Annotated in this window: 10 protein-coding genes; 5 read left to right on the plus strand and 5 right to left on the minus strand. The window is 67.6% G+C overall.

Annotated elements, in window-relative coordinates; translation table 11 throughout:
• Positions 1–36: 36 nt before the first annotated feature.
• Both BDK92_RS36750 and BDK92_RS39935 read right to left on the minus strand, forming a co-directional pair.
• Positions 37–774: a GOLPH3/VPS74 family protein gene (locus tag BDK92_RS36750; RefSeq protein WP_121160933.1), complete on the minus strand. Its 738-nt coding sequence runs from the start codon at positions 772–774 to the stop codon at positions 37–39.
• 2 nt (positions 775–776) lie between these two features.
• Entirely contained in the window at positions 777–968 is a 192-nt protein-coding gene (locus tag BDK92_RS39935; RefSeq protein WP_211349500.1) for a hypothetical protein, read from the minus strand.
• 313 nt (positions 969–1281) lie between these two features.
• Here BDK92_RS39935 and BDK92_RS36760 point away from each other — a divergent pair, with 313 nt between their 5' ends.
• Both BDK92_RS36760 and BDK92_RS36765 read left to right on the plus strand, forming a co-directional pair.
• A complete protein-coding gene (locus tag BDK92_RS36760) occupies positions 1282–1890 on the plus strand; it encodes a class I SAM-dependent methyltransferase (protein WP_211349501.1) in 609 nt (202 codons plus the stop codon).
• Positions 1891–2187: 297 nt separating this feature from the next.
• Positions 2188–2838, plus strand: coding sequence for an HAD family hydrolase (locus tag BDK92_RS36765; protein WP_121160936.1), 651 nt, complete (start codon positions 2188–2190; stop codon positions 2836–2838).
• A 319-nt stretch (positions 2839–3157) separates the two neighbouring features.
• Here BDK92_RS36765 and BDK92_RS36770 read toward each other — a convergent pair whose 3' ends face one another.
• The gene (locus tag BDK92_RS36770) at positions 3158–3751 is read right to left on the minus strand and encodes a TetR/AcrR family transcriptional regulator (RefSeq protein ID WP_121160938.1); all 594 of its coding nucleotides are present in this window, start codon (positions 3749–3751) and stop codon (positions 3158–3160) included.
• Positions 3752–3883: 132 nt separating this feature from the next.
• Here BDK92_RS36770 and BDK92_RS36775 point away from each other — a divergent pair, with 132 nt between their 5' ends.
• Positions 3884–4840 carry a quinone oxidoreductase family protein gene (locus BDK92_RS36775; protein ID WP_246017434.1) on the plus strand — a complete coding sequence of 319 codons (957 nt, stop codon included), beginning with the start codon at positions 3884–3886 and terminating at the stop codon, positions 4838–4840.
• A gap of 1028 nt (positions 4841–5868) precedes the next feature.
• Here BDK92_RS36775 and BDK92_RS36785 read toward each other — a convergent pair.
• Positions 5869–6948 (minus strand): S66 peptidase family protein, encoded by a 1080-nt coding sequence (locus BDK92_RS36785; protein WP_121160942.1) that lies wholly within the window; start codon positions 6946–6948, stop codon positions 5869–5871.
• A 242-nt stretch (positions 6949–7190) separates the two neighbouring features.
• The gene (locus BDK92_RS36790) at positions 7191–7988 is read right to left on the minus strand and encodes a maleylpyruvate isomerase N-terminal domain-containing protein (protein ID WP_121160944.1); all 798 of its coding nucleotides are present in this window, start codon (positions 7986–7988) and stop codon (positions 7191–7193) included.
• 619 nt (positions 7989–8607) lie between these two features.
• On the opposite strand from BDK92_RS36790, the gene BDK92_RS36795 reads away from it, so the two are divergent.
• Positions 8608–9006, plus strand: a complete 399-nt coding sequence (locus BDK92_RS36795) for a hypothetical protein (protein WP_121160946.1) — start codon at positions 8608–8610, stop codon at positions 9004–9006.
• An 18-nt stretch (positions 9007–9024) separates the two neighbouring features.
• A complete protein-coding gene (locus BDK92_RS36800; protein ID WP_121160948.1) occupies positions 9025–11385 on the plus strand; it encodes a polysaccharide lyase family protein in 2361 nt (786 codons plus the stop codon).
• Positions 11386–12001 lie beyond the last annotated feature (616 nt).

Here is a 12001-nt window from a genome sequence, read left to right on the forward strand (position 1 = left end):
GGGGTGTGCACGGACGGGTCAGATGCGGGAGACGGGTCAGGCTGTAGCGCCGGCAGCGGCTGCCGCTGCTGTTGAGGCCGCACGCGCGTCGTCGATTATCCTTTGGACCGTGTTCGCGGCCCATACCGATTGTCGGAACTCGGCGAAGCGGTTGCGTACCTGCATGGGTGGTAGATCCGGTACGACGTGCGGTTCCCAGCCCAGTGCACTGACCAGGCCGCACAGGGCCGCTGTCCGCGCATCAACGCGGTCCGGTCGGGTCGCGGCGGCCCGTATCCGCTGGCGGGCCTCGGTCTCGGCTGGTGGCTCCGACCCGTACTGGGTGGGATAGCGGGTACGGGGAACCACTTTCAACACCTTGTCAGTCTCGCGTCGCAGTGTTCCTGCGTCGATGAGTTGGCTCAGCACGGCGGAACGTACATCCTTGGTGAACCGGATGATCCACTCCCTGGGCGTGCGGGCCCTGCGGTCGCGCTGCACGCGGTGGAGGGCGAAGTCCATCAGTCGGTCACCGGTGGGGGCCGGGTCTGTGACAACGACGTACTTACCGGCAACGTCGATGCGTCCCGCCAGGGCCAGGTCGATGAGCAGCGCGCCGGCCAGGCCGTAGTCGAGGTTCGCGTCGGTGCCTCTGGCCACGCCGTCGTTGTCGTAGGCAAACAACGCGATCAACTCGGCAAGTGACACATTGGCCATGATTGCACCGTAACCATGGCCGGCAACGATCCGCGCACTGATCTTCGCAACGGGTCCGCTCGCCGCCTCCGTCGTCATGTTCAGGAGGCCATGTAGGCGGCGAGGATGTAGTTGGGGTGGCGGTCGAGGTTCTTGCGGGCACGGTCGTAGCGCGTGGTGGTGCGGGGGTCGGCGTGGCGGGCGGCGATCCGCACATCGCGGAGCTGACCGCGTTGACCGCACGGTCGACGGCCCTGCCCACCGCAGGTGGGAGTGGGATTGACCCTGCCCAACGTGCCAGCCTGGACCTGCTGCACCAACGGGCATAGGGCGTGGTGCCGCCGGCGCGGCGGCACACACATCTCGACAGTTCCGCATACTGAGCAACGGTGAAGAGGACTACGGTGCGTGGTGGCACGCCGCCTACCCCAGCGCACGATCCCGGACGTCAGCGACCTCAGGTCCGCGACAGGCCGGTGAGGTGTTCAGAACGTGAGCGAGTTTTACGGCACCCGCGCTCGCCGAATGCGGGCACCCCGAGAAGCGACATACGTCCCTGCGTCGGCCCCGGCTTGCTCTGCCAATCCGAACCCATATAGTCGCGTGGTGCACACGGATCAGGTCCGGCAGGCGTACGCGTCCGTCGCGGAGCTCTACATCGAGCTGTTTGGTACACGCCAAAAGGTACACGCCGACGACCTCGCCTTCATCGGGCGACATCTGGCGGGCCGACCTGGCACGGTGTTCGATCTGGGCTGCGGGCCTGGCCACATCACCGATTACCTTCGCTCGCTCGGTGTCGACGCAACGGGAATCGACCTGGTCCCCGAATTCATCGCCCATGCGCGGGCAGCTCACCCGAGCGGTAGCTACCAACTCGGGTCGATGGAAGATCTCGCCGCTGCCAACCACTCCATCTCCGGCATCCTGGCGTGGGGCTCGTTGATCCATCTGCCTCCGCAAGATCTCGACGGCGTGCTGGCGGAGTTCCGGCGAGTGATGGCCCCGGCCGGAACGTTAGTGCTCGCGCTCTTCGTAGGTGACGAGGTCGATGCCTTCGACCACAAGGTCGTGACCGCCTATCGCTGGCCCGTCGACGAGTTCTCCCAGCGACTGGCGCGAGCCGGCTTCACGGAAGTTGAGCGCCTGCAGCGGCCCAGCGAAGGCGCTCATCGGCCACATGCCGCCATCGCGGCGATCGCGACCGAACGGTGAGCTGAATCGGCGAGCCTCCGTGCACTCACATCGACAGTTCAGGACGCTACGCGACCTAGCAGCCCGTCACGGAGCGTGGCCGCGTCGATCGGCGAGCATGCCCGGTCGGCGGCTACTTATCTACTGGTGTTACGACCGCAGCCCGGCCAGGCTTGGTCGAGGTGACCGGCAGGTGATGCTGGCTCGCGTTCGACTTAGCCAGCTTGGCCACCACCTTCGTGGCCGACAGCGATCCCGCACCTCCGTGAACTGGTGAGCGCCGCCGGGTCCGCCACCCATCCACGTTAGCCTCTCTGGATGATCAATCCGATCGAGCTTGTCATTTTCGACTGCGACGGAGTGCTGGTCGACAGCGAGCGCATCGCGGTCCGCGTCCATGTCGCGGTGGGCGCGAACCTGGGCTGGCCACTTACTGAGGCGGACGTGGTCGAGCAGTTCATCGGCCGGTCCAGCGCGTCCATCCGGGAGCTGATCGCCGTCCACCTCGGGCACGATGTGGCCGCGACCTGGACGGAGCGGTTCGAGCTGGCGCACCGCCAGGAGGTAGACGCCGGACTGACCGCGGTCGAAGGGATCACCGACGCGCTCGACGCGATCAGCCAGCCGACGTGCGTGGCCTCCAGCGGTACGCACGAGAAGATGCGGCGCACCCTGGGCCGCACTGGACTGTATCGCCGCTTTGAGGGCCGTATCTTCAGCGCGACCGAGGTCGCCTGCGGCAAGCCCGCCCCCGACTTGTTCCTGCACGCGGCGGCGAACATGGGTGTCCCGCCTGCGGCGTGCGTCGTGGTCGAGGACAGCCTGTACGGCGCGCAAGCGGCTCGCGCCGCCGGCATGCGCTGCCTCGGCTATGCCGGTGGACTGACCCCCGCCCGCCAGCTTGAGAGCGCCGCCACGGTGATCTTCGATGACATGCGCAAACTGCCGGCCCTGCTCGACGAGGTTTAAGAGGTGCGACTGCGACAACCTCCACTGCAGCAGAGGCGAAGTCGAGTACGACCCGCGTCCGCCGGCTGGTCCGAGTCGCCGGGAGATGCCCGTCGGGAGGTGAGAACGAGCGTTGCACGCCGAACAGATAAACGGTTCGCCGAACGTCCGGTCATCGACACGCCCGGAAGCACTCGGGCCGGGACGTACCACCGCTGATGATCACAAAGGGTGATGGGCGCTCCGGCGTCGATGCGCACGGGTGGCGGCAGAAGACCGCACCTGATCTTGCGGCGGTGGTCAGCCGGGACGAACGACGGTATGTGCAGAGGGCGAGGAGTCATTCTCGCATCAGGGCGGTTACCAGGTCGCGCAGGGTTCGGTCGAGGCGGTTGCCGTCGCCGCGTTCTAGTGCATTCAGGATCGGACCGCTGTGCAGGCTGGCGAGGAGGACGTGGGCGAGCATGTCGGCGTCGAGGTCTGGCCGTTGCTGGTAGACCAGTTGGCTGATGTGGTCGTGCCAGGATCGGTATACCGGGTGCGCCTCGCGTGGCTCCCGGTGTGGCTCAGCGGTGACGGGCGCCTCTGGACCGAGGGCGGCGAGCAGGCCTTTGTTGCGGGCGACCAGGTCAACTACGGCGGTGAGGAAAGCCAGAAGTCGCGCATGTGGCGGGGCGCCCTGGCCTAATGGGGGCGGCCCCGTGGTGATCGCGGTCTCTATGTCCTGTGCGCGTTCCTGCATGAGTGCGCGCATGAGCCCGTACCGACTGCCGAATCGATGAAACACCGTGCCCTTGCCGACGCCGGCCGCCGTTGCCACCTGTTCCATCGAGATCTGCTGCGGGTGATGCTGGGTCAACAGTTCTTCGGTGGCGCGCAGGATGGCTGTGCGGTTGCGGGCCGCATCGGCGCGGAGACGTTCGGACCCGGTCATGACCCACCTCGACAACTGGACTGGCGGTCCAGTAGCATCCTGAACCGAATTTGACTGCCAGTCCATTTTAAGTGAGGGGTGGCCATGCGCCGCGTTCGGTACTACACGTACGGCGGGCCGGAGGTGCTGACCATGGAAGATGTCGAGCAGCCGACGCCGCAAGCGGGACAGGTGCTGCTGCGGACCGAGGCGGTAGGCGTCAACTTCGTCGACACTCGGTTCCGCCGTGGGCCCGGCAGCGGCAGCATCTTCCAGCGCCCGCTGCCCGGCCGTCCGACCGGCGATGTCGTCGGTACGGTCACGCAGACGGGACCCGGCGTCGACCCGCAGCTAATAGGCCGGCGGGTCGCCGCGCTCGCCGAGGACGCGTACGCGGACTTCGTTATCGCCGAAGCGCGATGGCTCGCCAGCGTCCCCGACCACCTCGACCACGGCGACGCCAGCATGCTTGCCATGAGTGCTCCCGTCGCCCTGCGGATCCTTCGCGCCGCGCCGCTGAACCGTGGCGATACCGTCCTGATTCATTCCGCCGCCGGTGGCATCGGGCACCTCACCGTGCAACTCGCCAAGCTCCTCGGCGCCAGCATTGTCATCGGCACTGCCGGGGCACCTGGCAAGCTTGACTTCATCCGGGCCGTTGGTGCCGACTCCGCCGTCGACTACGCCCAGCCGGGCTGGCCCGACCAAGTGCGCGCGGCCGCCCCGAAGGGTGTCGACATCGTCCTCGACGCGGTCGGGGGACCTGTCCTGCAGTCCAGCCTCGACCTGCTCGCACCCTTCGGCCGCGCCGTGGTCTACGGCGCCGCGAACGGCGAACTGGAACAGATCCCGGTCGTTAAACTCTTCGCGCTGCGATCCGTCACTGGGTTCAACCTCACGGCATGGCGCCATGCGAACCCGGATCAGGCGCGCCAGGAGATGGACGAACTCGCGAAGCTGTTCGCGGCCGGCCAGTTGCGCACCACCGTTCACGCCAGCCTCCCACTCAACCAGGCCGCGACGGCCCACGAAATCATCGAAAGCCGATCGCACACCGGACGAATTCTGCTTGTCCCAGCGGCGCCCACGCCCGGGGATCCACAGTCCTAGGCATCCGCACATCGACAATTCCGGATGTCATTGTGTCTGGACGCACCACGACGGCTACCGAAGGTGACGGGCGCGCCAGCACCCGCGCTCTGCCTGCGGCAGATCCGTGCACTTGCACGTGGCGGTCGCTGCTCGCTGCTCGCTGGTCGTGACAGGTCCCTGCCGCGGTGTGACGGCACACGTTCCGTGGCTGATGCCCATACCTCACGCCATCATAAGATGATGTTCGAATCTCGATGCTCGGGTTGCCGTACTCGCTTCGCTGTCGCTGACGTTGCGCGCACCGGTGAGCTTTGCGGTAGGTGTGCGGCCAAGCTGACCTGGGAGTCGCTGCCGCCGGACACGCAACGTTCGATTGATCTAGCGGTCCGTCGAGGGACGCTACAAGCCCTTCTTGCCATGCGCGAAGCAACTCCGCCGATCCGACTGCCGCACGCTGTCGACCTGCTTGCCTTTCGCCACGATGCCGGAGCCGGAACCAGCGACTCGCCGGAATAGTCGGCCCTTCTGCCCAAGGTTGGGTTCGCTCGAACGTCCTCAATTCGGCATGTGCGGAAGCGAGCGGCTCGCGGCACTCGGGGAGATCCGTCACGTACGGTTATCGTCGGGGACACCTCCCGAAATCCGATGGTCGGCAAGGTGGCCGATCACTGGGTATGGGCTGACGCGCCCAGGGCCTGCACTTCGAGACGAACATGGTTTTGTGCTTGTGCCGGTACCCCGACAGTTGGCTCCGGACTGAATCCGGCGATGTGCCCGGCCTCTCCGCCGCCTCGACGCAACCCTGGCATTCGCTGGATCAGCACCATTCACATCGGCTCCCGTTCACCCGCCGGGGCACACGACCTCTCGGTGTTCACGCAGTCGGAGGCGATGATGACAGGAGGGCGACCGGCGCCTTTGACAGTGACAGGGGTCTTGATCGGGTATTGGAGGCGCTCTGGCGCCAAGGCTACGAGGGCACAGGAATCTCCGACCTCACCAAGGCGATGGGCATCAACAACACGGCCCGCTGTGAACGGTCCGGGCTACCGTACGCCCGCCTCCACGGTCAGCGTCCCGGCCTCGGCGTCGATCGTGGCCCGGGCGCCGAGCGGGACGGTGAGCTGGCCATTGCCGTGCCCGAGACGGAGCCCGCCGAGCACTGGGACGCCGAGGTCGTAGAGACGGTCTTTGAGTACGGCCGCGGCGTCCCACTCGCCGGGGGCGCCGACGCTGTTGGTGATCTGGCCGACCACCACCCCGGCAACCCGGCCCAGTACGCCCACCCGGCGCAGTTCGGTCAACATTCGGTCGTAGCTGTACGGAGCCTCGTCCACATCCTCGAAGAACAGGATGGCGTCGTCGAAATCCGGGGCGTCCTCGGCGCCCAGCGAGGTCGAGATCAGGGTCAGGCACCCGCCGAGCAGCCGGCCGGTCGCCCGACCCGGCACCATGACCGAGGCGGCGGTCTCGGCCGGATCCCGGTTGATGGTGATCGGCGCGGTGCTCATAACCGCCCGCCGCAGCGCCTCGGCCGAGTCCGGACCGGTCCGGCTGTCCGTCCAGTTGACCATCGGTCCGTAGAAGCTGACCAGGCCGGCCTCGCGCCACAGTCGACCATGGATGCTGGTGATGTCGCTGAACCCGACCACCACTTTCGGGTCGCGACGCAGGGCGGATACGTCCATCTGGTCCACGATCCGTTGGGTGCCGTAGCCACCGCGGGCGGCGAAGACCGCTCGGACACCCGGGTCGGTGAATGCGCTGTTCACGTCGGCCAGCCGCTGCGCGTCGGTACCGGCCAGGTAGCCGTACCGGGTGAAGGCGTGCTGGCCCAACTCCACCTTCAGCCCCCAGCCACGGAGGATCTCGATGCCACGGTCCATCAGGGCAGGGTCCGGAGTGCGTCCCGGCGACACCACCCGGACCCGGTCACCGGGGACCAGGGCGCGAGCCCGGACCGGATTCCGCCCGCCGCGTGGCGCTGCCTGAGCTGCCCCGATGGTGCCGATCAGCAACGCACCACCACCGGCCGCTGCCGCTGCTCCGACGTGCAGCACGCGTCGCCGGGACAGGGCCGTGGCGCTGGGCCCCGTCGTGGCTACGCCCTTGTCTGAGTTTCGCATCGGCGTCCTCTCTGTCGTGCCGGACCGGCACTCCGGGCCGGACACCTGTCAAGTGGCATCGATGCTAATGATCGTCTGCCACCTCACGCCCGGGATTGTGTCGGATTCCCACATGCAAGATCACCCGGTTGCCCTGGTCGGGGCAGCCTGGGCTGGCGCAAAGGCGGTGCTGCGCCGTCGGCCTCGTCGTGGTCCTGCTGTAGCGCGCCCTCGGGGCGCAGGAGGTGGCGCATCGTCACGTTCTACTGATCTGGTTCCCAGGCTATGAGCAGGTCGAAGAGACGACGGTTGCCTTCGAGCTTCAGGGAGTCCACCGGAATACGGCCGTAAAAGGCCAGGACAAGCTCACTGGCCGTGCCTCGGGCGGAGGCGTCGGCCGCCTCCGGGTTCTCGCCGGCAGCGGTGGCGGGCGCTGTGCCGGATGTGGGCAGGCGGGTGGCCCGTGCGCCGTCGGCGGAGAGCCAGAGGCGCCAGGATCGGCCCTCGGTGGCGTGATAATCGACCGTAGCGGGCTCATGCGGCCAGGCGCTCGTCGTTGCGCAGCAGGTGGACAGAAACTCGTCGACACCGTCGAGTGCTATCTCGTCCGGCAGCGGCTGCGGGGCGCCCAGGGTGAGCTGGGTGTCATAGGTGTGCACCGCGACCTCCTGGAGTTGGTGCCGGGCGACGGCACCGCAGGTCTGCGGCGACTGCGACCCACCCCACCACGTCCAGCAGCCGCGATCCGGGCCGGACTCGCGCAGTGCGTTCAGCAGCCGCTCCGTGGAATCGGCAGACCAGGCAAGCAGGGCCTCGCGTTCCCGAGGCGCAGTCGGGCCCTCCGATGCGGACTTGACCGCGGCGGCAGGCCCTGCGGCGATGGTGGCGGCCCAGGAGCGGCGCCCCTCGCCCGGGTGCCGCACCCGATCGAACAGCGTCCACTCGGGGCAGGTTGGCACCTGTACCTCGAGGCTGGACGCGGCGGCGACCGCGGTGCGGAAGGCGGTCGATCGTTCGTCGATCAGCCGCAGCAGATCGGGGAACCCCGGGGTCTCTTCCACTGCGGCTGTCTATCACGTGCTCCAGCATCCGGACCGCGATTTGCACAGCCCACACGGCAGGCGCGGCTCGGTCCACGCGCCTGGCAAGACGCGTTGCCCTCATCCTGTTGGGATCCGCCAGATCTCCGCAAGCTCCACGGAAGGTGCGACGCCTGGCCACGGGTGAGGAACTTTTTCGGCGCGTCGGGTAGCGGAGGTTCCGTAACTGTCCGTAGGAGTTTTCACGGGGGCAGCTGCGGATGTCTCAGCCCGGTCGGGGCGACGGCTCCGCTGCCATCGGGTCCTTTTGAGCGGGCGGCGGTGTAGGCCGGGGTAGCAAGCCGTTGCCGAAGTCGTCGGCTCCGTGAGTCAGGCGCGGGTTCCGCTCATAGAGGCGCGTCACGGCCGCAGGCGGATGCGCGATCTGCATCCGCCCCCTTGACAAGCCGGACCTCCTACCGCAACACTCTTGAAACCTGAATCGATTCAAACCAATGCTCTCCCGTCGGTGATTACGCCACCGCCGGCACATCCACCTGCCGCTGTGTTTCTCGGGCTCCACAGGCCAAACGACCCCCTGGCGCGGATACCGGTCGCCGCGCGACCGAAACTGAATCGTTTGTAAGACGGGAGCGGTCCCATGGACAATAACCAGGATCGGATCACCTGCCGGATGCTTCTCGGCGGCGCCAGCGCGGCGTGGCGGTCAACGGTGGATATCACGGGTTCGTTGCCGATCGACAACCACTCGAGGATTGCCTGCGGGGCCGACCGCAGCGGATTCCTCCGGCTCGCCACGCTGTCGATCCCGGCGTCGATGGCGGCGGTCGGCAACGTGACGATCATGTTCACCCGCGGCACGGGCACCACCGGCGGCACCGGGTTGGTGTGGGACACGGCAAGCCTTCCATCCGGAGCCACGGCCACTCCGCAGTCGACCGTCGACCTCACCGACGCACCGTACTTCTTCGAATCCGACATGGAGATCTCGTTCAGCGCCCACGGCGGCCGGTCTCGTACCACCGTCATCGGGCATTGAGACAGGAGGATCAGTCACATGGCCGCAGAAGTGTCCCGACGAACCGCCCTCGGACTGATGGGCGCCGCCGCGGCGGCACCCGTCGTGATGGGCCGAGACGCCGCCTGGGCGGCGCCTACGGCGACGAACGTACGGGTCCTGATCAACGGCGCCCCAGCAGCGCCTGGCAACTACCCGTTCCCGGGCGACATCGACACCCTGGTGCTCGACAATGGACTGATTCGGTTCACGTTCGGCCGGGACGACGCGGCTGGCGGCATTGTCACCGGCTGGACCGATGTCTCCATCACCGCGACCTCCGTCGTGGTGGACGGGGTCGAGTTGGCGCACAACCTCAACGGCACGGAGCCGTTCGACCCTGACCGCCAGCACTCGTTCTACGTCGACGCGGGCGGCGGAAGCAGCCGGCTGGTCTGCACCGAGGTGCGGGTGCTGCGCGCCAGCGCAGATCTCGTCGAGGTGGCGTTCGTGGACAACACCAGCCCTCGGCTTCACCACGAGCACCACCTGATCATGCGGCGCGGCAAGCGGGGCCTGTACGGGTACGACATTCTCACCGCGGCGGTCGCGCAGTCGATCAACGAGGTCAGAATGAACGCGCGCTGGGATCGGTCCATCCTGGACCACGCGTTCAACTGGGAGCGCGGCAAGGGCCAGCAGCCGACGTACGCCTACCTGGAAACGCAGGGGGGCGAGACCCAGCCAATCGACGGCATCAACAATCCTGATCTGCCGTCGCCGGAAAGCAACTCCGGCAACCTGCCGCCGGGCAGCGCCTACACGAAGTATGAGTGGAGCCTGTATCACCACGAGAACCCGATGTTCGGGCACTTTGGACACGGCTTCGGAGCCTGGTTCACGCCGCTCGGCGGGGTGACCGACCAGACGCTGTGCGCGTTCTACGGCGTCGGGCCGAACCACCAGGACCTCGCCATCCACCAGGACGCGTTGATCCTGAACTACTTCGGCGCCAACCACTACGGGCTGCCGGCGTATCCGCTGTTCGCTGGCTACCAGCGGATGTACGGGCCCTGGTACACCTTCGTCAACACCGGCGACCCGGACGACCCGGACGCGATGATCGCCAAGGCAGCGAAGATCGCTAAGGCGGAGATCGAGGAGAACCGGGGCGGCTCGGCCTGGATCGACGATCCCTTCTATCCGCGGCCCGACCAACGCACCACGGTCACCGGCCGGCTGCGCATCGCCGACGGTCGACCCGCCGGCGGGCACTGGGTCCTGCTGTCCACCCAGGACGTGACTGACGTCTACACCATCCACGAGCCGAACTACTTCGTGAAGACGGCCGAGGACGGCACCTTCAGCCTGCCCGGGATCCCGCCGGCCTGGCAGCCCGGCACCCGCACTCCCGGTACCTACAACCTCTACGTCTTCGCCGCCACCGGCTCGGTGACCGACCAGCTCAAGCTGACCGGGATCACCGTCAGCGGAAGAACCCAGGATCTCGGCAAGATCGAGTGGGCTCCGACCAATCACACCACGTTCCTCTGGCAGATCGGTTCCGCCGACCGGATGGGCGGCGAGTTCGCGCTCGCCGCCGACCCGAAGACGTTTGCCAACCCGCGCAACTTCGTGAAGCCGACCCGGATACCGGGGAATTTGACGTTCACGATCGGGGAGAGCTGGGAACCACAGGACTGGTACTACGCCCAGACGAACGCGGGCACCTGGACGGTCGCGTTCGAACTGGGCCGCTCGTACACCGGCACCGTGTACCTCACGGTCTCCAGTTCGATGCAGCGCAGCGGCCGGCCCGCCGTGGCGGTCAACGGTTCCACGACGGGTATCACGGGTTCGCTGCCGAACAACAACGACTCGACGATCGCCCGCCAGGCCGACCGTAGTGGATTCCCCCGGCTCGCCACGCTGTCCTTCCCGGCGTCGATGCTGACGGTCGGGACCAACACGATCACGTTCACCCGTGGCGTGGGGACCGCTGGCGGCGACGGGTTGGGCTGGGACACCCTGCTGCTGGAGGTGGACGAGGACGCGGTGACCAGCCGGGCGCAGCTGGCCGGCCGGGTGACCCGGGTCGCCCGCAACCGCCACGGCCGCCCGGGCCCGACGGTCTGGACGGTCGAGGTGACCAACACCGGCCGCGGCGCCGCCAACGACGTACGGCTGGACAGCTTCGCGCCGACCGGACCGGGTAAGTCCGGCAAGTCCGGCCACGTCATCACGAGCCGGGACCCGGGCCGGTTCCCGGTCCCCGTCGCGGCCAGCATCCCGCCCGGCGGGACCGCGACGTTCGAGGTGTCGGTGGACTTCACCGGTGCCCCGAATCTGTTCCGAAGCAAGTTCGAGGTCGGGGTCAGCGCGAACGGCGGGCGAGCCCGGGCCGTGTTCACCGGGCGCTGAGGGCAGTGGCGGAGTCCGACCGACGCCATCACCTTCTCCCGGTGGAAGTGACGCCTCGCGGGCCGAGGCGGTCTATGCCTACGGGGCGGAGAACAGGGACAAGCTGAACCTGGTGGCGGCCACCCTGCCGAAGGGCGACAGCCATGGGCTCACCCTGATGTGGCGGCTCTGCCAGGACGTGGCGTTCGAACGCGCCAGCGGTCCAGGACAGGGCGCAGCAGTTCGTTGACCAGTGACGATGCCTCGTGCCCGCTGCGGCGGGCACGAGGCCAACCCCCATCCCGTACGAGTCCGTCGGCACGCTTCGCGTGCCGGTCTGACCTGGGCTGGCGTAGGAGCCCGGTTCCATGGTGACCACTGCGGTCGTGGTCGTACGGAGCCGACGAGCAGCTCCGAATCCCCGCGCCGGAGACACAAGCGCCGATCCGACAGGAGAGAACCAATGGAGAATCCGGAAATGCCAGACCCGCGTCGTGGTCCTGATTCGGGTGCCGGTGGCGGGCGGGGCACCTCGAGGCGAACCCTGCTTCGTGTCGTAGGTGTCTCACCCCTGGGCTTGGCGATCGCAGCGGCGCCATCCTCGGCATCTGCTTCGACGGGTTCCGCCGCGCGAAGC

This window comes from Micromonospora pisi (assembly GCF_003633685.1).
GTDB lineage: Bacteria > Actinomycetota > Actinomycetes > Mycobacteriales > Micromonosporaceae > Micromonospora_G > Micromonospora_G pisi.

What these genes read in the sequence shown, in the direction of transcription:
- BDK92_RS36785 (WP_121160942.1), bottom strand. Translation starts at nt 6,948, where the DNA reads ATGCGAAACTCAGACAAGGGCGTAGCCACGACGGGGCCCAGCGCCACG.
- BDK92_RS36800 (WP_121160948.1), top strand. Translation starts at nt 9,025, where the DNA reads ATGGCCGCAGAAGTGTCCCGACGAACCGCCCTCGGACTGATGGGCGCC.
- BDK92_RS36775 (WP_246017434.1), top strand. Translation starts at nt 3,884, where the DNA reads ATGGAAGATGTCGAGCAGCCGACGCCGCAAGCGGGACAGGTGCTGCTG.
- BDK92_RS36750 (WP_121160933.1), bottom strand. Translation starts at nt 774, where the DNA reads ATGACGACGGAGGCGGCGAGCGGACCCGTTGCGAAGATCAGTGCGCGG.
- BDK92_RS36770 (WP_121160938.1), bottom strand. Translation starts at nt 3,751, where the DNA reads ATGACCGGGTCCGAACGTCTCCGCGCCGATGCGGCCCGCAACCGCACA.
- BDK92_RS36795 (WP_121160946.1), top strand. Translation starts at nt 8,608, where the DNA reads ATGGACAATAACCAGGATCGGATCACCTGCCGGATGCTTCTCGGCGGC.
- BDK92_RS36765 (WP_121160936.1), top strand. Translation starts at nt 2,188, where the DNA reads ATGATCAATCCGATCGAGCTTGTCATTTTCGACTGCGACGGAGTGCTG.